This window comes from Humibacter ginsengisoli (assembly GCF_054780095.1).
This window is the reverse complement of record NZ_BAAGWZ010000003.1, coordinates 64881-87358: the sequence shown is the minus strand read 5'-3', so window position 1 is coordinate 87358 and position 22478 is coordinate 64881. Positions and strand designations below refer to the sequence as shown.

Below are 22478 nucleotides of genomic sequence, written 5' to 3'. Positions count from 1 at the left end.
TGGCGGCTATGCGGCAGCCGTGTGCGGGATCGGTGCCTGCCGTGATGTTCCGGAGACAGCACTTCCTGGCAGCTCGATCACGTGCTCGGCGCGCCGAGCCTGCTCGGCGTCGTGGGTCACCAGCACCGTGGCGCGATCGCGCAGTGCGGTCCGCAGGTCGGCGATCAGAGCGGCGGATGCCTGTTCGTCCAGCTGCGCCGTCGGCTCGTCGATCAGAACGACGTCGCCGCGTGCGAGCAAGGTGCGCGCCACGGCGACGCGCTGTCGCTGACCGCCGGAGAGGTGCTCCCCCGCCGGGCCGATCCTGGTGTCGAGACCGTGCGGCAGCGTGGCGAGGAGGGGGGCGAGACCAACGCGGTCGAGGGCATCCATCAGCTCGTCGTCGGGCGGCGAATCGGAGCGCGGCCGCGCGATCACCAGGTTCGCACGCAGGGTCGAATCGAAGAGGTGGCCCTCCTGAGGGCACCACGCCACGCGAGTGCGCAGCTGGTGCGGCGGCACCGTGCGGGCATCCACGGTGCGGGTGCCCGCGGCATCGACGTGTGAGCCGGGTTCCTGTTCATCGAGCAGGTAGCGGCCGACGAGCGGGTCCGCGAAGCAGAGCAGCATGGCGAGGAGAGTGGACTTGCCCGACCCGCTCGGACCGGTGATGGCGAGCCACTCTCCGCGCGTGACGGCGCCGTCGATTCCCGTGAAAACGGGCCGTGCCGCGCCTGGGTAACGGTATGCCACCCCGTCGAGCCGGATGCCGCGGAGGCCGCCCATTCTCGCTCGCGTAGCGGGGTTTCCCTGCGGCACGCCGGCCGGGGTGCCCGTCGTGGCGCGCACGTGCGCGAGAACCCCTGCCAGCGCAGGTGCCCGGGACGCCGCCGCAACGCCGTCGAGAAGCGGCTCGATGAGCGCGAGCGGCACCAGCACCAGCACGGCGACGAGTTCCGGCCGCAAGAGGCCGGACGCCACTGGCGCCGCAGCGAGCGGAAGCATTGCGACCGCGGCGGCGCAGCACGCGAGAACGACGAGCGCTGAGGCAACACCTTCGGTGTAGGCCGTTCGGCGCTCTCCCCTGGCGGCTGCGGCTCCGGCGTCATCGATGCGGTGGATGACGCGGTCGGCGGCGGCGGGTGTGAGGTCGTCGCGGGCGACGAGAAGGTCGGTGTACGCGGTGAGGATCCCCGAACGCGCCAGCTCGGTCCGTCTGGCAGCCGACCGCCCGGCCGCGAACGCGACGCCCGGTGCAACGGCAAGGGCGATGACGGCCAGCGCCGCCATCACACCCGCGGCGGCCGGGTGGAGCATGCCGAGCACGACGGCGGCGCAAGCGAGCACGACGGCGGCCCCCACGGGCGGCTGGACTACGCGTGGGACGAGATCACGTGCCCGGTCCGCCGCGCCGATGAGCGTGGCCAGCGCGTTCGCGGGCGAGAGCGCCCGCCGGCCGGCAGGACCGGCCTCGGCGAGAGCGCGCCATAGGCGCAGCCGCAGCGCTGTCGTCGCTCGGAAGACCGCGTCGTGGGTGAGCAGGCGTTCGGCGTAGCGGAGCGCGGATCGGCCGATGCCGAAGAAGCGGACGCCCACGATCGCCACGAGCAGGTACATGATCGCCGGTTCCTGGCTGGCTCGCACGATGAGCCAGCCGGAGAGCGCGGTGAGCGCTATCGCGAAACCGCTGGAGAGCACGCCCACGAGTATGGCGGCGAGCATCCGCCACGAGACCGGCCGAAGGAAGGCGACGAGCTCTCGGATGGCCCCGCTGCTTCCGTTCGATCGACCGGCGCCGGGGGTGTCGACGACGAAGCCGGATCCAGGGGTGGTCCCCTCCGGGGCGCGATCGATGTCGCCAGGGGCGCCGATGTCATCGACCGTTCTCTCGCCTGTGCGCCCGAGGATCGAGTCGGCGGCGTGCGCTGTGCCGACCGGCACGATCTGATCGGCGAGAAGGCGGATCGCGGGATCGTGGGAGGCGACGAGCACGGTGACGTGACCGCGAAGCCGCGCGATCTCGCGTCGGATGCTCGCGGCCGAGTCGGCGTCGAGGTGCGCCGTCGGCTCGTCGAGGAGTACCAATCGTGCCCCCGCGGAGGCTGCAGCGAGCATGCGTGCGAACGCGAGCCTGCGCGCTTCGCCGGGGCTCAGCTCGGCCGGGTCGCCGTCGGCGAGCCTGGTCAGGCCGACGCGGTCGAGCAGGGCGCGGGCATCCGGCGCGCCGAAGCCATCGGCAGGCCCGTACAGCTGTACCTCGTCGAGGACCGTGCGTGACGAGAAGCGCGGGTGCTGCGGCATCCACGCGGTCCGCCCGGCGTCCGGCGCGACCACGCGACCCGTGCAGTCCGCGTCGTCGTCCAGCGCGGCGCCGCGTCCTGCGAGCACGGCGAGCACGGTGGACTTCCCGGCGCCGCTCTCGCCGGCCAGGAGCGTGACCGCACCTTCCGGTGCGCGGAACGACAGCCGCTGCACAGCAGGCTCCGTGCGGGCGGGGTACCGGATCGTGAGGTCGTTGACGACGACACCTGCCCCGGGGCGCCTGGTGATGCCGCTCCGAGCCGATGGTCGCGAGATCGCCGCCCGCGCTCGGCGCAGGGCCTCCCGCCCGGTGTCCGATGCGTGGAACGCGGCGCCGACGTCCCGGAGCGGCGTGTAGCACTCCGGCGCGAGGATGAGCGCCATCAGCCCCGCCTCCAAGGGAAGCTCCCCGCCGAGAAGCCGCACGCCGATCATCACTGCGACGACGGCGACCGAGATGGTGGACAGCAGGTCGAGGGCGAGCGAGGACAGGAATGCCGTGCGCAGCGCGGTCATGCTCTTCAGCCGGTGGCTCTCGGAGATCTCCGCCAGTGCAGCGGTCTGCTCACGGTCGCGGCCGAGCCCGACCAGCACGGGCAGCCCACGCGCGAGCTCGACCAGATGGTCCGAGAGCCGGGCGAGGGCGTCCAGTGATGCCGCCACCCGGTCTGAAGTGTGCAGTCCGATGAGCGCCATGAAGAGCGGGATCAGCGGAACCGTCACGACGATCACGACGGCGCTCACCCAGTCGGCGGCCAGGATGCGCGCACCCACGAGCAGCGGAACGGTTGCGGCGCTGACCAGAGACGGCAGATACGAGGTGTAGTACGCGTCGAGGTCGTCGAGGCCCGTCGCGGCCAGGACGGCGTCTGCGCCGACCCCTTCGCTCCGCCTGGCCAGAAACGCTCGGGCGAGACGGATGCGCAGTCCCTGCTTGACTCCGGCCGCGGTCGACTGAGAGACGACACGGAGTCCCCACACGGCGAGAGCGCGCAGCAGAGCACCGCCGAGGCCCTCCAGCACCGTAGGACCGACATTGCCGTGCGCGATCACCGTGACGATGCCGGTGGCGAGGGCGTCGGCCACGAGCACGAGTCCCATCGCCTTGAGTGCACCGAGAAGTCCGAGCATCAGGAGTCGGTTCCGGCCCACCTCGGCGAGGCCGTCAACGGGCGAGCGCCGGGTCGTGTCCGTCACCGGGGCTTCACCGCCGCTTCAACGGGACGCACGGCAGGGATGCTGGCGCCGGCGATACGCTTGCGGAAGACCCAGTAGGTCCAGCCCTGGTAGGCGAGCACGACCGGGATGCCGAATGCGGCGACGACGCTCATCACTCCCAGCGTGTACGACGAGCTGGACGCATTCGAGACCGTGAGATCGAATGCCGGATCGACCGTCGACGGCAGCACCACCGGATACACGTTCGCGAAGATCGACGCGATGCCGAGCACGAGGAAGCCCGCCGTACCGGCGAACGCGGCCCCTTCCCGCCCGCGCCTGGCCGACAGCAGCGCCCACACGATGGCTCCCAAGGCTCCTGCCACGAGCAGCCAGGTGTATGCCTTGCCGTGCATGAGCTGCACCGCGACCGCCCAGAGCGCGAGCGGGATCAGGAGCACGGGCATCCAGCGCCGTGCGAATCGTCCGGCACGCTCGCGCACATCGCCCTCGGTCTTCAGTGCGAGGAAGGTGGCGGCGTGCACCAGGCAAAAGCCCACGACCGCGAGGCCGCCCACGACGGCCCAGCCGTTCAGCCAGGCGAAGGGACCGCCGACGCCGTCGCCGTTATGGTCGATCGGGAGGCCCGTCGTCGTCAGCGCCAGCGCCGCGCCCACTCCGAATGCGGCCACGAAGGAGCCAGCGCCGAGCGCGAGATCCCAGCAGCGCGTCCAGCGAGCCGTGTGGCCCTTGCCGCGATATTCGATGGCGACGGCGCGGAAGATGAGCCCGAGCAGCACGACGACGAACGGCACATACAGTGTCGAGACGAGCGACGCATACCAGAACGGGAATGCGGCGAACGTGGCGCCGGCCGCGGTGATCAGCCACACCTCATTGCCGTCCCAGACCGGCCCGATCGTGTTGAGCATGACACGACGGTCGTTCTCCGAGCGGGCGGAGATCAGCATGTGCATCCCGACCCCCAGATCGAACCCTTCGAGGAACAGATAACCGGTCCAGAGCACGGCGATCAGGATGAACCACAGTGTGGGAAGGAAGTCCACGGCTCGTACCTCTCTTTACTCGTCCAGGCGGGTCAGTACGCGAAGGCCAGCACGTCGTCGGCGGCGGGCGCGTCCGGGTCCTTGGGCTTCTCGCCCAACTCGGGGATGGCGCTCGCCACTCCACCGCGGATGTACTTCACGAGCAGCCGCACCTCGACCACCATGAGCACCGCGTACACGAGCGAGAACGAGCACAGCGAGAAGAGGATCTCGCCGAACGTCACCCCCGGCGAGACGGCGGCGGCGGTGAACATGAAGACGCCGTCGACGCCGCCGGGCGTCGGGTTCGGGGCCACCACGAACGGCTGCCGTCCCATCTCGGTGAAGATCCATCCGGCCGAGTTCGCCGCGAACGGCGACAGGATGCCTGCGACGGCCAGCCACATCACCCACCTGAACCGCGGCACGGTTCCGCGCCGGGTCAGCCACAGTGCGACGGCGGACGCGAACGCCGCGAGAGCGCCGAACAGGATCATCAGCCGGAAACCCCAGTACGTGACGGCCATCACCGGCACGTAATCGATCTTCTGGCCGGCTCGCGCCCCGAGCTTCGGGTCGTCGGGCAGGTGAGTTCCGTACTTCTGCTGATACGCGGGCACGAGCTCGTTCACGCCGCGCACCGGCTCGTTGAAGTCCCCGTTGGCCAGGAAGCCGAGCACGCCGGGGATCTCGATGACGTTGACGACGCCCTTGCAGTCCTTCGATGCGATGTCGCCGAACGCCAGTACCGAGAAGCTCGTGCCGGTGTGGCAGGCCGCCTCGGCCGACGCCATCTTCATGGGCTGCTGCACGAACATCAGCCGGGCCTGGGTGTCGCCGGTGATCGCGACACCGGCGAACGCGATGATCGCGGTGACCGCGCCGATGCGCAGCGACGTGAGCCACACGCGGTGGTCGGCCTTGTCCCGGCCGGGGATGTCCGGTGCCTCTCCGACGATCACCCGCTTGTCCCGGCCGACGAGATCGATGCCGTCGCGCCGGCGCTGCCACAGGTGGTACCACCCGACGCCAAGCAGCATCGCGCCACCGACGGACAGCGCGCCGAAGACCGTGTGCGTGAACGCCGCGACGGCCGTGTTGTTGCCGAGCACGGCCCAGACATCCGTCATCACCGGCCTGCCGTCGACCAGCTTCACGCCGACCGGATGCTGCATCCATGAGTTCGCCGCGATGATGAAGTACGCGGAGACGACCGAACCGGCCACGGCGAGCCAGAGGCAGGCGAGGTGAATGGGCTTCGGGAGTTTGCCCCAGCCGAAGATCCAGGCGCCGAGGAAGGTCGACTCGACGAAGAACGCGAGCAGGGCCTCCATCGCCAGCGGTGCGCCGAAGACGTCGCCGACGAATCGGCTGTACTCGCTCCAGGCGAGACCGAACTGGAACTCCTGCACGAGGCCGGTGGCCACGCCCATGATGAAGTTGATCAGGTAGATCTTCCCCCAGAACTTCGTCATGCGGTAATAACGATCGTTCCCGGTGCGCATCCACAACGTCTGCATGAGCGCCACCAGCGGGCCGAGCCCGATGGTGAGCGGCACCATCCAGAAGTGGTAGACGGTGGTGATGCCGAACTGCCAGCGGGCGATCAGAAGCGGATCCAGCTCGGTGGTGAAATGCACGTCGCCTCGATTCGATCAGTTCTACGCTACGTAGAATTCTACACGCTGTAGAACGTTGTACCACGGTCGCCCGAACATTTCTACGCGCGGTAGAATCTAGATATGGCAAGTCGCACGGTGGTCAAACTCGGTGAGCTCGAACGCGCGATCATGGACGTCGTGTGGGACTCCCCTGCACCCATCGCGGCGACCGATCTGCGCGACGCGCTCAAGGCATCCGGACCTGAGGGCAAGGAGCCGGCCATCACCACCGTCATGACCGTGCTCTCCCGCCTGGAGGGCAAGGGCTTCGTGGTGCGCGACAAAGATGCCCGGCCTCACCTGTACCGGCCGGCGATGAGTCGCGAGCAGCACGTGGCCGAACTCATGCACGAGGTGCTCGGCTCGGCATCCGATCGCGACGCCGTGCTCGCGCGATTCGTCGGGCAGGTCACACCCCACGACGCGGAGCGGCTGCGCAAGCTGCTGGAGGCGTAGGCGTGTCCCCGAACCCTCGAACTCCGCGAGGCGGCCGATAGCGTGCTCGCCGTAGCCGCATCGCTCGCGCTCCTCGCGTTCGCGCTCGCATGGCCCGTGCCGGTCGTCCTGGCAGGGGCGAGTTGGCCACGCCGCATGCCGGGCGCGGCCCTTGTGCTCTGGCAGGCGATCGCGCTCGCCGGAGGTCTGTCGATGATCGGCTCGCTGCTCGTCTTCGGGTTGATCCCGTTCGGCGACGATCTGCCGCACGCCGCGGGCGCGTTCACCGCGGACCTGTTCGCCGGCCGCCTCCCGCACGACGCGAACTTCTTCGAGATGTTCGCGCTGGCCGGGGCGGTTCTTCTCGGAGTGCACCTTCTGCTGAACCTCGTGCGCACGAGCTGGCGTGCCGAGCGGCAACGTCGTCATCACGTTCGCCTGCTGCGGCTGCTCTCCGACCCGATGCCGGAACGCCCCGGCACGCGTGTCATCGACCACGCGGCACCCGTCGCCTACTGCCTGCCGGGCGCGCCGCGGGCCACGACGGTGCTGTCGGCCGGCCTGCTCGAGCTGCTCAGCGACGACGAGCTCGCCGCGGTCGTGGCGCACGAGCGCGCGCACGTCACGCAACACCACCACGTGCTGCTCGTCGCATTCAGCGCGTGGCGGAGCGCACTCCCGTGGTTCCCGATCGCCACCCGCGCCCATGAAGCGGTGGGCCTGCTGATCGAGCTGCTCGCCGACGACCAGGCCAGGCGCACGGTCTCGCAACGCAACCTGTCGCGCGCGGTCGCTCTCGTGGCCCTCGCCGGAGCGCCCGCCGACGGTGAATCGCCCGCCGGCACACACGGAATGCTCACGTCGACGGTGTCCGGTACGAGCTCGTCGCGGTCGTCGGCGGGTGAGTGGGCGGATGCCCGCGTCGCGAGGCTCACGGATGTCGCAGCGCCCGCGGCCCCAGCGTTACGGCTCACCGTGCTGGCCGGCGCCCTCGCGCTCGTCGTGCTCCCGACTCTGATGCTGCTGGGACCGGCAGTACGCTGACCACACTGTCGGCGGCTTCGCTAGCGGCTGTCCTCGGCGGACTCGCGTAGCTCGTTCCAGAGTGCGTCGACGCGCCGCAGCAGGTCGTCTGTGCTGCCGTTGTTATCGATCACGATGTCGGCCACCGCGCGACGCTGCTCATCGTCGGCCTGCACGCCGATGCGTCGTTCGGCATCGGCCTCGGTCATCCCGCGGTCTGCGACGAGCCGGCGGATGCGCTCTGCCCGGTCCGCCTCCACCACGACGACGCGGTCGAACCGCAGTGGCCGATCCGGCGACGCCTCGACGAGCAGCGGCACGTCGTAGACGACGATGGCGTCCCGGTCCGATGCCTCCGCCTCCGCGAAGCGTTCGAGCGCCGCCCGCCATACGGCGGGATGCGTGATCCCGTTCAGATCGGCGAGTGCGTCGGGGTCGCCGAACACGATCGCTCCCAGCGCCGGTCGATCGAGCGACCCGTCCTCGGCGATCACCGCGTCGCCGAACCTGCTCCTGATCGCCTCGAGGCCCGGAGTGCCGGGCTCGACGACCTTCCGGGCGAGCAGGTCTGCATCCACGATCACGGCACCGTGCTCCGCGAGCCGGTTCGACACGGTCGACTTGCCGGAGGCTATGCCGCCGGTGAGTGCGACGATCTGCACGGTTACACCGGCTCCATCGCGACGTGGTCGCCGGACGGCAGCTCGGCTCGCACGGCATCCCCAGGGCGCACGACGCCGCCGGTCAGCACCACCGACATCACGCCCGCCTTGCGCACGACGGTGCCGTCGGACCGGCGCACGACCATCTCCTTCATCAGGCGCGGTGCGATCCCGTTGATCTGCTCGCACGGATTCCGCAGGCCGGTGAGGCGGATGCTCGCGCTCTCGCCGATGTGCAGCACCGTTCCGGTCGGCAGGGCGAGCAGGTCGAGCCCGGCCGTCGTGATGTTCTCGCCCAGTTCGCCCGGCTCGACGTCGAAACCGTTCCGGTGCACCTCGTCGAACAGTTCAGAGTGGATCAGGTGCACCTGACGCAGATTGGGCTGCTGAGGGTCACGAGCGACTCGGGACAGGTGCTGCACCGTTGTTCCGGCGTGGGCGTCGCCCTCCACGCCCCAGCCCTCGATCAGCCGGATCTCCTCGACGCGCGGCTTGCTGAACCTGTGCCCGTCGTCGCGACTCACGGACACCACCCGCGGGGTGTCGGCATCCGGTCGTGCTGCGCTGTCGCGGTGATCCATGCTCTCCATTCTGCCGGAGACACGGCCACCGGCCGACCGGGCCGACGGCATCCGGAACGCGACGGAGCGGCCGGGCCCCGAAGGACCCGGCCGCTCCGTGTGAACGCAGATTGCGATCAGCTGTGATCCGGCTCTCGCCTCAATCAGCTGTGTTCCGGCTCTCGCCGTCCAACAGCTTCAATCGGCTCGGCCGAGCGAGCAAGCTCGCTCGGCTCTCGCCTCAATCAGCTGTGTTCCGGCTTCGCCGTCCAACAGCTTCAATCGGCTCGGCCGAGCGAGCGAGCTCGCTCGGCTCTCACCTCAATCAGCTGTTGCTCGACAGCTTCTCGCGCAGAGCTGCGAGCGACGCGTCGTCGGCGAGCGTGCCGCTCGCGTTCGAGTCGCTCGAGTAGGTGGCACCGCCACGTGAGGTGGTTTCCGCCGCAGCGGCCTCCTCCTCGATGCCCTTGGCGACCTGGCGCTTGTGCGCCTCCCAGCGCGACTGAGCCTCGGCGTACTCCTGCTCCCACTTCTCCCGCTGAGCGTCGGAGCCCTCGGTCCATTCGCCCGTCTCGGGGTCGAAGCCCTCCGGGTACTTGTAGTTGCCCTGCTCGTCGTACTCCGTGAGCATGCCGTAGAGCGCCGGGTCGAACTCGGTACCCTCCGGGTCGACGCCCTCGTTCGCCTGCTTCAGCGACAGCGAGATGCGGCGACGCTCGAGGTCGATGTCGATGACCTTGACGAACACCTCGTCGCCGACCGACACGACCTGCTCGGCGAGCTCGACGTGCTTGCCGGAGAGCTCGGAGATGTGCACGAGGCCCTCGATGCCGTCCGCGACGCGTACGAATGCACCGAACGGAACGAGCTTCGTGACCTTGCCGGGTGCGAACTGCCCGATGGCGTGCGTACGGGCGAAGACCTGCCACGGGTCTTCCTGCGTCGCCTTCAGCGACAGGGAGACGCGCTCGCGGTCGAGCTCGACGGAGAGCACCTCGACGGTGACCTCCTGACCCACCTCGACGACCTCGCTGGCGTGCTCGATGTGCTTCCACGACAGCTCGGAGACGTGCACGAGGCCGTCCACACCGCCGAGGTCGACGAACGCACCGAAGTTGACGATGGACGACACGACACCCTTGCGCACCTGGCCCGGGTGCAGGTTGGCCAGGAATGTGGAACGGCTTTCGGACTGCGTCTGCTCGAGCAGAGCGCGGCGCGAGAGCACGACGTTGTTGCGGTTCTTGTCGAGCTCGAGGATCTTCGCCTCGATCTCCTGGCCGAGGTACGGCGTGAGGTCGCGCACGCGGCGCAGCTCGATGAGGGATGCCGGCAGGAAGCCGCGCAGTCCGATGTCGACGATCAGGCCGCCCTTGACGACCTCGATGACCTGACCGGTCACGACGCCGTCGGCTTCCTTGATCTTCTCCACATCGCCCCAGGCGCGCTCGTACTGGGCGCGCTTCTTGGACAGGATGAGGCGGCCTTCCTTGTCCTCCTTCTGGAGAACGAGCGCCTCGACGGTGTCGCCGACGCCGACGACCTCGCTCGGGTCGACGTCGTGCTTGATGGAAAGTTCGCGGGAGGGGATCACACCCTCGGTCTTGTAACCGACGTCGAGGAGAACCTCGTCGCGGTCGATCTTCACGACGGTGCCTTCGATGAGGTCACCGTCGTTGAAGAACTTCAGAGTCTTCTCGACCGCGGCAAGAAAATCGTCAGCAGAGCCGATGTCGTTGATCGCGACCTGCTTGGGTGCCTTGTCGGTCGTTGCGGTTGTCATTGAGTGGGTACTCCAGTTATGGACATGAATCAGGCTCGGAAGGATTGCTTCAATTGGATTTCCCGCCGGGCAGACGGATAAGAACGTCACAAAAGTGACTCTCCAGACTACCGTCGTGCGGCAGCCTCATGCAACAACGCGGGCGGGGCATCCGGTATTCCTCTCGGATGCCCTGCCGCGGCGTCTCAACCGCGCCTGCCGCAGATCATCCCAGCAAGGCTGTCTTCAGCGTGTCGAGGCCGACTCCGCCGATGTCGAGCGCCTTCTTGTGGAACGCCTTGATGTCGAATGCCTCGCCCTCCCGACGCTGGTACTCGTCGCGGAGCTGTTCCCAGATGCGCTGACCGATCTTGTACGAAGGCGCCTGCCCTGGCCAGCCCAGATAGCGGTTCACCTCGAAGCGCACGAAACCCTCGTTCATGTTGACGTTCTGGCCGAGGAACTCGAAGGCGTAGTCGCCGGTCCACGGTCCCTCGCCGTCGGGTCGCTGCTTCGCCAGGTGCACGCCGATGTCGAGCACCACCCGGGCGGCGCGCATGCGCTGGCCGTCGAGCATGCCGAGCCGGTCGGCCGGGTCATCGAGGTAGCCGAGCTGTTCCATCAGGCGCTCGGCGTACAGCGCCCACCCCTCGGCATGACCAGAGGTGCCGGCGATCCGGCGCCAGGTGTTCAGCTGCGCCTTGTTGTACGTCGCCGTGGCGAGCTGAAGGTGATGCCCGGGCACACCCTCGTGGTACACCGTGGTCAGCTCGCGCCAGGTGTCGAACTCGGTGACGCCCTCCGGCACGCTCCACCACATGCGGCCCGCGCGGGAGAAGTCGTCCGCAGGGGGCGTGTAGTAGATGCCGCCCTCCTGGGTTGGCGCGATCATGCACTCCAGATGCCGGATCGGTTCTGGGATGTCGAAGTGGGTCTTGCCGAGCTCCTCGATGGCCCGATCGCTGGTCTCCTGCATCCAGCGCTTCAGCGCGTCGGTGCCGTGCAGTTTGCGCGCCGGGTCACCATCGAGGAAGGCGATCGCCTCGGCGACGGATGCCCCTGGCTTGATCTCGCGCGCGATCGATTCCTGCTCGTCCACCATGCGGCGCAGCTCTTCGACGCCCCAGTCATAGGTCTCGTCGAGGTCGACGGTCGCGCCGAGGAAGCTGCGGGAGGCGAGGGAGTAGAGCTCGCGACCGACGGCATCCTGCTCGGGTGCGTGAGCGGCGAGCTCGTCCTCGAGGAACACCGCCAGTTCTCCGTATGCGGCGGCCGCCTCGGCGGCCCCCTTTTCGAGGTCGCTCTTCAGTGCATCGGGCAGTTCGTCGTCGCCGGCTTTCGCGTCGCGTGCGAGCGCGAAGAAGAAGCCGTTCGAGCGGACCTGCTTGTTCGCCTGTGCAATGCCCTCGTTGACCTGACGGATGGCGGGAACGTTACCCGCCTGCATGCCCGATCGCAGTGAAGCGATGTAGCCGCGCATCGCCGCGGGAAGGTTGTGCATGCGGCGCGCGATCGCCTCCCAGTTCTCGATCGTGGCCGTGGGCTCGAGGTCGAAGATCTCGCGCAGGCTCTGTTCGGGCGAAGCGATCACGTTGAGGTCGCGCTGATAGAAGCCCGCCTCGTGCTTTTCGAGCTCGAGCTTCAGCTCGCGGGTCAGATCGAGCTTCGTGACGCGGTCGATCTCGTCGACGGGCTCGGCGGCCTCGACACGACGCAGCACATCGGCCTGTGCTTGGGCGAGCCGGTCGTTGCCCTCTGGCGAGTAGTCGGCGTACTCGCCCTCGCGGCCGGGACGGCCGAGCCAGACGTGGTACTCCGGCACGATGTCGAGTTGGGTGTCGACCCACTCTTCGGCGAGCGCGTCGATGGGTGTGGGAGTTCTCTGCGGTTGCTGAGTCATGGTGGATAAGCCTAATGAGCGGCGGCGTCCCAGTTCTCTCCTCGGCCAAGCTGCACCGTGAGGGGCACGCGCAGCTGGGCAGCCGTGGACATGCGGCGCGAGACGATCTCGGCCAGGGCATCCCACTCCCCCGGGCTCACCTCGAAGATGAGCTCGTCGTGCACCTGCAGAAGCATGCGCGAGCGCAGTTGCTGCTCCCTGATGTCGGCGTCGATTCCGATCATGCCGATCTTCATGATGTCGGCAGCCGAGCCCTGGATGGGGGCGTTCAGCGCGGCACGCTCCGCGTTGTCGCGGATCACGCGGTTGGTGCTCGTGAGATCCGGGAACGGACGGCGACGCCCGAAGATGGTCTCCGTGTAGCCGTCGACGCGCGCCTTCTCGACCACGTCGCGCAGGTAGTCGCGCACAGCGCCGAACCTGGCGAAGTAGTCCGTCATGAGCTGCCTCGCCTCCGCTGTCTCGATGCGCAGCTGCTTCGAGAGCCCGAACGCGCTGAGGCCGTACGCGAGGCCGTACGACATGGCCTTCACCTTCGTGCGCATGATCGGCGTGACATCTTCCGGGGCGACGCCGAAGATGCGTGCCCCCACGAAGCGGTGCAGGTCCTCCCCGGCGTTGAAGGCCTCGATCAAACCGGCGTCCTCACTGAGGTGCGCCATGATGCGCATCTCGATCTGCGAGTAGTCGGCGGTGAGGAGCGTCTCGTAGCCGTCCCCTTTGATGAAGGCCGAGCGGATCTGCTTGCCCACCTCCGTGCGCACCGGGATGTTCTGCAGATTCGGGTCGTTTGAAGAGATGCGTCCGGTGGAGGTCCCGGTCTGGTCGTAGGTGGTGTGGATGCGCGCATCCGGCCCGACCGACTTCTCCAGCGTCTCGATGATCTGCTTGAGCTTCGTGGCGTCCCTGTGCTGCAGGAGCAGGTCGAGGAACGGATGCGGGTTCTTCTCCTGCAGGTCGGCAAGCGAACCGGCATCCGTCGAGTACCCGGTCTTCGTCGAGCGCGTCTTCGGCATGCCGAGCTCGTCGAACAGCACCTGCTGCAGCTGCTTCGGCGAGCCCAGGTTCACCTCGTGGCCGATCTCGGTGTAGGCCGCCTGCGCGAGACCGTCGGCGCGCACCGTGAGCTCCTCCCGCTGGCTGCGCAGGATGCCGGTGTCGATGGCGACGCCGTTCCGCTCCATGCGCGCGAGCACACCGGTGATCGGCAACTCGATGCTCTCCAGCACACCGCGCGTGCTCTCCTCGAGCGCGACCGAGACCGCTTCGGCGACCCGGTGCACGTACCACGCCTCCGTCGCCGCGCCGACGGGCTCCACCTCGGGAACGAGCTGCGCCGGGTCGGACTGCGGCATCTGCTCCCCGAGCACCTCATACACCTGGTCGGCAAGACCCGATGGGGTGCGGTTCGGGTTCACGAGCCAAATGGCCACCCTCGCGTCGCACTGCAACCCGGCGAGGGCGAGGCCCGCGGCATCCAGCGCCTTGAGCTGGTTCTTCGCGTCGTAGAACCACTTCGGCGAATCGGAGGCGAGCCAGGCGACCAGCTCGGGATCGAGCGTGCCGTTCTCCCCCGCCTGCACGTACGCGGACGCGTCGTCGGTGGACAGACCAACGCCCGCGAGCACGACGCCGGCGAGGTCGAGCTGTACCGCTATGGGCCGCGACCCGTTGGCGGATGCCTCGGCCAGCCATCCGCGCAGCTCCTCGCCCACCGGTTCCTGCACTTCGGGCGCGGTGATGGTGCCGATCTGCGCACCGGTGACGGCTCCGGTGTCGGACCCGTCGCCCTCGATCAGCTTGAAAACGCGCTCCAGCAGCGTGCGGAACTCGAGGCGGGCGAACAAGTCGCGCACGGCCTGCTCGTTCATCGGCCGGCGGGCGAGATCGGCCGGCCCGACAGGCAGCTCGACATCGCGCACGAGCTGGTTCAAGCGTCGATTGCGCAGCGCGTTCTCCTTCTGGTCGCGCAGGTTCTGCCCGACCACGCCCTTGATCTCGTCGGCGTGGGCGATGAGGTTCTGCACGTCGCCGTACTGCAGCACCCATTTCACGGCGGTCTTCTCGCCCACCTTGTCGATACCGGGCAGGTTGTCGCTGGTCTCCCCGACGAGCGCCGCCACCTCCGGATACTTCTCCGGCGGGATGCCGTACCGGTCGAGCACGGTCTGCCGGTCGTAGCGCTTCAGCTCTGAGACACCTCGCACGTTCGGATACAGGAGCGTGATGTCGTCGTCGACGAGCTGGATGGTGTCGCGGTCGCCGGAGACGATGAGCACGCGGTAGCCCTGCTCCGCGCCCTGCGTGGCAAGCGTGGCGAGGATGTCGTCCGCCTCGAAGTCGTCTTTCTCCAGCGTCGGGATGTTCATCGCGGCAAGAGCTTCCTGCAGCAGCGGCACCTGGCCGGAGAACTCCGGCGGCGTCGCGCCACGTGTGCCCTTGTAGTCGGCGTACTCCTTCGTGCGGAACGAGTACCGGGACACGTCGAACGCGACGACCAGGTGGCTGGGCCGCTCGTTCTGCAGCAGCAGAAGAAGCATCGAGAGGAACCCGTGAATGGCGTTGGTGTGCTGCCCGTCACGGGTGGTGAAACTGTCGACCGGCAGCGCGTAGAACGCCCGGAAAGCCAGCGAATGGCCGTCGACGATCAGGAGGGTAGGCTTTTCCGAGTCCGACACGCCTGCCAGCCTACAAGCGGCGTGCGACGTTCCTTTCCGGCCCGCGAAGCACCAGGAGCAGCATGTCGACGACCGGTGAAACGGATGCCGCACCCGACGCCCTCGATTACGTCAGGAAGCGCGGATTGGGCGCCCTGGCCGCGAAGATGGGCATCGAGATGGTCGAGTTCTCCGTCGATCGCGCCGTCGCCACGATGCCCGTCGAGGGCAACACGCAGCCGGCGGACCTGCTGCACGGCGGCGCTTACGTCGTGCTGGCCGAGACGCTCGGATCCATGTCGGCGAACCTGTGGGCCGGTGAGGGCCGGCTCGCGGTCGGCATCGAGATCAACGCATCCCACACCCGCTCGGCGACCAGTGGCGTGGTCACCGGAGTGTGCATACCGATCCACCTCGGTCGCACTCTGACGACGCACGAGATCGCCGTCACGGATGACCGCGGGCGGCGCTGCTCCACGATCCGCATCACGAACCTGATCAAGGAGCGCGGCTAACGACCGGTCCCCTCAGGCCGAACGTGCGGGTGTGCGCGCGTAGGTGCTACTTCTTCGGCGCGAGCTGGTCGATGATCGCCTTGGCGACATCGTGCATGGTGAGGCGGCGATCCATCGACGCCTTCTGGATCCAGCGGAACGCCTCGGGCTCCGTGAGCCCCATCTTCTCGTTGAGCAGCCCTTTGGCGCGGTCGACGAGCTTGCGGGTCTCGAACCGCTCGTTGAGGTCGGCGACCTCGGCCTCGAGGGCGATGATCTGCTGGTAACGCGCCAGCGCGATCTCGATGGCGGGCAGAAGGTCGTTCGGGGTGAACGGTTTGACCACATAGGCGAGTGCGCCTGCCTCGGTGGCCCGGTCGACGAGCTCCTTCTGGCTGAACGCGGTGAGCAGCACGACGGGTGCGACGTGATTCTCGGAGAGCCGCTTCGCAGCCTCGATTCCGTCGAGGTTCGGCATGCGGACATCCATGATCACGAGGTCGGGGCGCAGCTCGGTGGCGAGCGCGACGGCCGTCTCGCCATCGCCGGCCTCGCCGACGACCTCGAACCCGTTGTCGCGCAGGATCTCGACGATGTCGAGACGGATGAGCGATTCATCTTCCGCGACGACTACTCGACGCGGTGCAGCGGTGTTCTCAGTGTCGGTCACGGTGAACAAGCCTACGATACGTCGGCGAGGTGATTGAGCCTCTGAGCGGCGAAGCCGCGATATGGTGTACAGCGCACCTGAGCCGGTGTGGCGGAATGGCAGACGCGGAGCACTCAAAATGCTTTGCCCGAAAGGGCGTGTGGGTTCGAGTCCCACCACCGGCACTCTCTAGAGCTCGTTCAGGCGTCTTCCCGCCCGGGATTGTCGAACTGGAAGAAGTTGGACTGGCTGCCGTCGGACTTCTCTTCCTGATAGATGAAGTTCAACTCGCGTTGGTCGAACGTGTCGAACCACTCGTCCCAACTCACCTCGCGCAATCCTTGAGTCTGTTCCCCGAAGTCGAACCGCAGCACGCCGAGGTGGTCGCCGTGTTCGGTTCCGTCGACCGTCGCCGGTCGTGCACCGCGGGCATCCGCCCACCGCTTGATCACCTCGTGGTTGGTGGTGACGAGGCTGCGCCCCTCACGTTCCGGGTCTTCCTCCGTCGAGGTGATCTCTTGCGAGTACTTCACAGACTTCGACTCCTCGGGGCCGTGTCGTACGCCGCCCTGTTCGCTTCCGTTCCGGGACTCATCGTTCGATTCAGCCATGGTTTCCTCCTCTGCGTCGTGAACGGCTTGCATTCGCAGGCGGAGTGTATCCACACCGATTCGGGCCTCACACGGGGTTGCGTCTCCTCGTCATGACGGTGTTGGTGGCGGCGCAGAAGGCCATCCGTCGGCGTTGCATCCGGCTGCTTCGACGACCTCGGTCGATTGTCGGTGGCTTGATCTAGCTTCGGCGGTATGAACGACGACGAGTTCCGTGGCCCGGCCGGCGAGGGCTCGTGGGCTGACGCCGTCGAGTTGCCATGGTTCGAGGAGCTGGATGTTCCTGTGGACGTCGATTGGACGGCTGAGCCTTCGCAGCGCACGTCGTTTGTCTCGGCGCAGGATGTGATCGGTTTCGCTCTGGATGATGCTGTGGCGTCGCAGACGATGGTGAACGTTGAGGCGGCTCGGCAGATGTTCGCGATCCGGGAAGCGTTCCAGTTGGCGCGTGAGGATCCGCGGATCTACGTGCCGGTGGGGATCACGGAACGGGACCCGAAGGCGGATGAGGTGGACTTCGCTCTCCGGTCGGTCGCGTTCGATCTCGCGCACCGGTTGCATGTCAGTGAGAACGTGGTGCGGAACCTGGCGTGGGAAGGTGACGTCCTCACGACGTCGTTGCCGCGGTTGCGTGATCTGTTCACCTCGGGTCGGATCAGCGTGCAGCATGTGCGTGCCGCGGTCGACTCGTCCACCGGTCTCCCGGATGCTGTGCTGGGCACGTACGACGAACGTCTGGCCGGGATCGCCGAACGCATGACTCCCGGCGCGTTCGGTCGTCGGGCGCGCCTGTTGCGGGAGCGCTTGTGTGCGGACACCCTGGAGCAACGGCATGAGGAGGCCAGGAAGCGTCGCCGGGTGTGTGTGGAACCGGCCGAGGACGGCATGGGGTGGCTGTCGGTGTACGGGCCGGTGCTTCAGATCGCGCAAGCCGAAGCCCGGCTCACCGCGGAGGCGCGCCGGTTGCGTGCCCTGCCCGGTGAGAACCGCACCCTGGACCAGCTGCGTGCCGACCTGACCCTGCAACTCCTCACCCGCGGCGGCACCACCCGCGACGGCGACGGCGACGGCACCGCCACCAGCGGCGGCGACGGCGACGCAAAGGGTGTCGCACCGGTGAAGACTGGTGTGCAACCGTTCGTGCTGATCGACGTGGACGGCCGGTTCGCCGAGCTCCTGGGCTACGGTCCGATCCCGCCCAGTGTTGCCGTGAAAGCGTTACGGGACGCACCCTCGTTCCGGAAAGTGCTCGCCGACCCGATCCGGCCGGCACAGCTGAATCTGGACACGAAACGGTACCGGCCCACCCCGGATCAGCGGACCTGGCTCACGTTGAGGTACGGGCTGGACGAAGACGCCGCCCCCTACCTCCCGGTCGGCGTCACCACCGGTGCCGAGATCGACCACGTGATCGAACGACAACACGGCGGACCCACCAACGTGACCAACCTTGCCCCGTTGAAACCCCGGCTGCACCGGTTGAAGACGGTCACGAGGATCCGGTTGGACCCGAAACCCGACGGCGGCATCCGCGTCCGCACCCCCACCGGATACGACAGCAACCCACCACCCTTCTAGGCACCAGCACCGCGTTCGTCGTCCGGCGTTTCGTCCGTGTACTCTTCGGCAAGGTGACCACGATCATCCGGGCATCCGCCGTTCTGCTGGACATGGATGGCACGCTCGTCGACTCGTCGGCCGTCGTGGAGCGTGTATGGACCGATTGGGCTCTCGCGAACGACCTCGAGCCGGCCGGGGTGCTCGAAGTCGTCCACGGTAGGCAGGGTCACGAGAGCATGGCCATTCTGCTTCCGAACCGAGCGCCGGAACAGAACCTCGCCGACAACCGGGCCCTGCTGGAGCGCGAGACCGCGGATCTCGACGGCATCGTCGAGATCACCGGCGCGGCGAGCCTGCTCCGTTCACTGGCGGGTGCCCCGCACGCCCTCGTGACCTCGGCGACGCGTCCATTGGCAACGGCGCGGATGCACGCGTCGGGCCTGGCCATTCCCGGTGTGGCGGTGACCGCGGAGAACGTTTTGGCGAGCAAGCCGGATCCGGAAGGATTCCTGGTCGCAGCCGCAGCACTCGACGTACCGGCCGCTGAGTGCGTCGTCTTCGAGGACTCCGGTGCCGGCATCGCCGCTGCAAGAGCCGCCGGGATGCGGGTCGTCGGGGTGGGCACCATGGCAGAGCGTCACGGCCCGGATTGGCTTGTGCCCGATCTAGCCGATGTGCGCGTTGGCATCCATGAGGACGGCATCGAACTCGTGCTTAGCGACGGAGTCGACGCTTCGCTCACTGCGACCTCATAGGCGGCTCACATGAGCAAAACCGCTGTCCGGTTCTAGTCATCCGCACATCGCGTCGATACGGTGCAGGCGGACCCCTGTTCAGGGGTGCAAAGCGCAGGGCCGCAGAGCACCGGCCCTGACGGATCGAGGAATTCGAATCACACAGGGGGTGTGGAATGCAACCTGAGCACGCGAGGGCGGCAACGCGAAGCCTTGGCCTGCGGATGCTCGCGGGCGCGGCCGTGGTGGCGGTCGCGATGGGAGTCGGGCTGTCTTCGGCGGCGCCGGCCCAGGCATGGGACGGCGGACAAGGCCGGGGCGGCGGCTGGGGCCACGGTCAGCAGCTGGCTCCGCGCACGCAGTTCACGATGGCGCCGGACGGGTCGAGCGGAGCGACGCAGGGCGGCGAGGGCATCCCGAACATCGACTCCGTGAAGAAGACCATCTACACGTACTACGGCGACCCGGGCACCGGGATCGCGAACAAGGAGTCCTCGCCGTACATCAGCGAGATGGACGGCATCGTCGCCAAGGCCACGGCCGAACTGAAGCCCGAGTACGACGCCGCCATCGCCAAGGGCGAGAAGCCCGCCATCGTGTTCGATGCCGACGACACCACGTTGTGGACGTACGACATGGAGGTGGGCGACATGCACTTCAACTACAACCCCGCTGAACAGGATGTCTGGGTGCAGGGTCAGAAGTTCCCCGCGGTTCCCGGAATGGTCGCCTTCGCCAATGCGGCCGCTGCCATGGGCTACACCGTGTTCGGGCTCACCGGCCGCAATGACGACCAGAAGGCCGCCACGCTGGGCAACCTGGCCAAGGTGGGCTACACCGCGTTCACCGCCGACGACTACTTCACGAAGTGGACCGGCAAGGGCACGTCGCAGCAGCCGCCGTACATCACGTGCGCGACGTCAAGCTGCACGACGGTCGAGTACAAGGCGCTCACCCGCAAGCACATCGAGCACGACCTCGGCTACACCGTGACGTTCAATATCGGCGACCAGTGGAGCGACCTGCAGGGCGGTTACGCAGACAACATCATCAAGCTGCCGAATCCGACCTATTACCTGCCCTCCCCCGACCTGCCTGGCATGTCCGAGCCGAACCTGGCACCCCGCACCCACTTCACCATGAAGCCGGACGGGTCCAGCGGCGCGACCGAGCCCGGTGACGGCATCCCGAACATCGACTCCGTGAAGAAGACGATCGCCACCTACTACGGCGACCCGGGAACGGGCATCGCGAACAAGGGCACCTCGCCGTACATCCGCGAGATGACCCGTCTCGTCGCCATTCAGACGCCCATCGTGGCGGCGCAGTGCTTCGTCGCGAAGAAGCTGCACAAGAACCCGGCTATCGTGCTCGACGCCGACGACACGACGTTGTGGACGTACGACATGGAGGTGGGCGACATGCACTTCAACTACAACCCCACCGAGCAGGATGTCTGGGTACAGGGCCAGAGGTTCCCCGCGGTCCCCGGCATGGTCGCCCTCGAACGCGCCGCCGAGAAGGCCGGATGCACCGTGATCGGGCTCACCGGGCGCAACGACAACCAGAAGGATGCCACGCTGGCCAACCTCGCGAAGGTGGGTTACACGGGCCTCACGCCGCAGAACTACTACACCAAGTGGACCGGACAGGGCGCATCCCAGCAGCCGTCGTACATCCACTGTGAGGCAGCGAGCTGCACCACCATCGAGTACAAGTCGCAGACCAGAGCGCACGTGGAGTCGTGGGCTGGCGGCCACTACGACATCGTGGCGAACTACGGCGATCAGTTCAGCGATCTGATCGGTGGCCACGCCGACCGCACGATCAAGCTGCCGAACCCGACGTACTACCTGCCATAGAAATCGGGATCCCGATGGTCCGGCGCCTCTGCAGCGCCGGACCATCGGCGTGTTCGAAGCAGGAGCAGCCTGACATGCAGCACGCTGGTGCCGGCATCCATCGCAATTGATCGCGCGGCGGTTGCCGTGAGGAGGGCAAGTGGACTGGGCTGTGCTGGCCGACTTCGGCACCGCGATCGGCACGCTGGTACTCGCGGTCGCGACGTTCGTCTCGACTCGCTCGGCCAACCACTCTGCGCGCCTGGCGGAGCGGGCGCTTCTGGAGGGGCTACGCCCCCTGCTCCTGCCGTCGAACTTCACCGACGACGCACAGAAGGTGCGCTTCATGGATGGCCGTTGGCTCACCGTGCAAGGCGGGCGAGCCACGATGGAGGTTGACGAGTCCGTTGTCGCGCTCGCACTGTCGGTACGCAACGTCGGCTCGGGCATCGCCGTGCTGCACGGCTGGCACATTCCGGAAGGTCCGTACGCTCAACCCGCAACGCCCGAGGAGTTTCAGCGTCTGACGAGAGACATCTACCTTTCGACCGCGTACGTCGGATTCGTGCAGGTGGCGATCCGGGATCCGCGCTCCGACGCCTACCGGCGCGTCGTCGATCGGATGAGTGCCGGTGAAATCGTGCTGGTGGACGTGCTGTATGGCGATGCGGAGGGGACTCAGCGCGTGATCAGCCGCTTCAGCGTGAGCAGAGGCCCGGCCGAGCACGACGCGTCCGAGCAGGAGTTGTTCGTGACGGTGTCGCGGCACTGGAACATCGACCAGCCGGCGCCGCGCGTCTGAGCGGTACTGCGTCGCAGTGGCCTTCCGGCGATAGTCTGCAGACCATGTCGGAAGCCCCCACCACTACCGCGCACAACGCATCGGTTGCCGGCGCCACGAGCCCTGCGAACCTTCCGCTGAAGAAGCGGCCGATCGACATCGTGTTCCTGGTCATCTTCGCTGCGTTCATCGTCACCTGCATCATCAGCGACTCCGTCGAGGGACTCGGTCTCGACCAGGTGAAGGACTCGCCGAACATCCTCGTGCAGTGGAACTACTGGTACGCGTCGAACTTCGACCCGCTCTACCGCTCGCATCCGGTGTGGCTGCGGTTCATCAGCGGAACGTCGGCGTTCGTCTACGTCGCGTTCTACGTGCTGCTGATCCTGGCCATCGTGCGCAGATGGAACTGGATCCAGCTGCCGAGCGTCATTTACGCGACGATGATCATCTCGCTCACGGGCATCCCGATCTTCGGCGTGGAGTTCTTCGGATCCGCGGCCGAGCGGACGCCGAACCCGGCCGTGTTCCTGGCGTTCAACCTGCCGTACATCGTGTTCCCGTTGCTGCTGCTCATCCGCATGCGCAAGCCGCTGCCGTTCACCCGCAGGTTCTGAGTCAACAAGCTGCGAGCCGGATGCCCAGGAGGGCATCCGGCTCGCGC

Annotated in this window: 18 protein-coding genes and 1 tRNA gene; 9 read left to right on the top strand and 10 right to left on the bottom strand. The window is 67.5% G+C overall.

The features are described 5' to 3' along the window. Window positions 1–6: 6 nt before the first annotated feature. The 3 genes from cydC to ACYVI5_RS05110 are packed head-to-tail and all read right to left on the bottom strand — an operon-like array spanning window position 7 to window position 6106. Entirely contained in the window at window positions 7–3477 is a 3471-nt protein-coding gene (cydC, locus tag ACYVI5_RS05120) for an ABC transporter ATP-binding protein/permease (protein WP_460579265.1), read from the bottom strand. Further along, entirely contained in the window at window positions 3474–4505 is a 1032-nt protein-coding gene (gene cydB, locus ACYVI5_RS05115) for a cytochrome d ubiquinol oxidase subunit II (RefSeq protein ID WP_460579264.1), read from the bottom strand. The genes cydC and cydB overlap by 4 nt, the downstream gene beginning before the upstream one ends. A 32-nt stretch (window positions 4506–4537) precedes the next feature. Beyond that, entirely contained in the window at window positions 4538–6106 is a 1569-nt protein-coding gene (locus tag ACYVI5_RS05110; protein ID WP_460579494.1) for a cytochrome ubiquinol oxidase subunit I, read from the bottom strand. A gap of 135 nt (window positions 6107–6241) precedes the next feature. On the opposite strand from ACYVI5_RS05110, the gene ACYVI5_RS05105 reads away from it, so the two are divergent. Continuing rightward, window positions 6242–6601, top strand: a complete 360-nt coding sequence (locus tag ACYVI5_RS05105; RefSeq protein ID WP_460579493.1) for a BlaI/MecI/CopY family transcriptional regulator — start codon at window positions 6242–6244, stop codon at window positions 6599–6601. A gap of 42 nt (window positions 6602–6643) precedes the next feature. Then, the gene (locus tag ACYVI5_RS05100) at window positions 6644–7624 is read left to right on the top strand and encodes a M56 family metallopeptidase (RefSeq protein WP_460579263.1); all 981 of its coding nucleotides are present in this window, start codon (window positions 6644–6646) and stop codon (window positions 7622–7624) included. 20 nt (window positions 7625–7644) lie between these two features. On the opposite strand, the gene coaE is transcribed toward ACYVI5_RS05100, so the two are convergent. The 5 genes from coaE to polA all read right to left on the bottom strand — a co-directional run bounded on the left by coaE (window position 7645) and on the right by polA (window position 15165). Continuing rightward, window positions 7645–8265 carry a dephospho-CoA kinase gene (gene coaE, locus ACYVI5_RS05095; RefSeq protein WP_460579262.1) on the bottom strand — a complete coding sequence of 207 codons (621 nt, stop codon included), beginning with the start codon at window positions 8263–8265 and terminating at the stop codon, window positions 7645–7647. Between the two features lie 2 nt (window positions 8266–8267). After that, entirely contained in the window at window positions 8268–8846 is a 579-nt protein-coding gene (locus ACYVI5_RS05090; RefSeq protein ID WP_460537666.1) for an MOSC domain-containing protein, read from the bottom strand. Between the two features lie 304 nt (window positions 8847–9150). Next, window positions 9151–10608, bottom strand: coding sequence for a 30S ribosomal protein S1 (gene rpsA, locus ACYVI5_RS05085; protein ID WP_460537668.1), 1458 nt, complete (start codon window positions 10606–10608; stop codon window positions 9151–9153). Window positions 10609–10813: 205 nt separating this feature from the next. Next, window positions 10814–12487: a DUF885 domain-containing protein gene (locus ACYVI5_RS05080; protein WP_460579261.1), complete on the bottom strand. Its 1674-nt coding sequence runs from the start codon at window positions 12485–12487 to the stop codon at window positions 10814–10816. 11 nt (window positions 12488–12498) lie between these two features. Then, the gene (gene polA, locus ACYVI5_RS05075) at window positions 12499–15165 is read right to left on the bottom strand and encodes a DNA polymerase I (protein WP_460579260.1); all 2667 of its coding nucleotides are present in this window, start codon (window positions 15163–15165) and stop codon (window positions 12499–12501) included. A 62-nt stretch (window positions 15166–15227) separates the two neighbouring features. On the opposite strand from polA, the gene ACYVI5_RS05070 reads away from it, so the two are divergent. Continuing rightward, on the top strand, window positions 15228–15659 hold the full coding sequence (locus tag ACYVI5_RS05070; RefSeq protein ID WP_460579259.1) for a hotdog family protein: 432 nt from the start codon (window positions 15228–15230) through the stop codon (window positions 15657–15659). Window positions 15660–15705: 46 nt separating this feature from the next. On the opposite strand, the gene ACYVI5_RS05065 is transcribed toward ACYVI5_RS05070, so the two are convergent. Continuing rightward, complete coding sequence (locus tag ACYVI5_RS05065; RefSeq protein WP_440293280.1) at window positions 15706–16308, bottom strand: ANTAR domain-containing response regulator; 603 nt, start codon at window positions 16306–16308, stop codon at window positions 15706–15708. 81 nt (window positions 16309–16389) lie between these two features. Between ACYVI5_RS05065 and ACYVI5_RS05060 the strand changes: the two genes are divergently transcribed. Then, a tRNA-Leu gene (locus ACYVI5_RS05060) sits at window positions 16390–16472 on the top strand. Between the two features lie 15 nt (window positions 16473–16487). On the opposite strand, the gene ACYVI5_RS05055 is transcribed toward ACYVI5_RS05060, so the two are convergent. Then, the gene (locus ACYVI5_RS05055; protein WP_460579258.1) at window positions 16488–16898 is read right to left on the bottom strand and encodes a hypothetical protein; all 411 of its coding nucleotides are present in this window, start codon (window positions 16896–16898) and stop codon (window positions 16488–16490) included. A 195-nt stretch (window positions 16899–17093) separates the two neighbouring features. Between ACYVI5_RS05055 and ACYVI5_RS05050 the strand changes: the two genes are divergently transcribed. The 5 genes from ACYVI5_RS05050 (at window position 17094) to ACYVI5_RS05030 (ending at window position 22431) form a co-directional block, all read left to right on the top strand. Continuing rightward, window positions 17094–18476 (top strand): HNH endonuclease signature motif containing protein, encoded by a 1383-nt coding sequence (locus tag ACYVI5_RS05050; protein ID WP_460579257.1) that lies wholly within the window; start codon window positions 17094–17096, stop codon window positions 18474–18476. 53 nt (window positions 18477–18529) lie between these two features. After that, on the top strand, window positions 18530–19213 hold the full coding sequence (locus tag ACYVI5_RS05045) for an HAD-IA family hydrolase (protein WP_460579256.1): 684 nt from the start codon (window positions 18530–18532) through the stop codon (window positions 19211–19213). A gap of 155 nt (window positions 19214–19368) precedes the next feature. Continuing rightward, a complete protein-coding gene (locus ACYVI5_RS05040; protein ID WP_460579255.1) occupies window positions 19369–21054 on the top strand; it encodes an HAD family hydrolase in 1686 nt (561 codons plus the stop codon). A gap of 139 nt (window positions 21055–21193) precedes the next feature. Further along, window positions 21194–21835, top strand: a complete 642-nt coding sequence (locus ACYVI5_RS05035; RefSeq protein WP_460529101.1) for a hypothetical protein — start codon at window positions 21194–21196, stop codon at window positions 21833–21835. A 44-nt stretch (window positions 21836–21879) separates the two neighbouring features. Then, entirely contained in the window at window positions 21880–22431 is a 552-nt protein-coding gene (locus ACYVI5_RS05030; protein WP_460529104.1) for an EXPERA domain-containing protein, read from the top strand. Window positions 22432–22478: the final 47 nt, after the last annotated feature.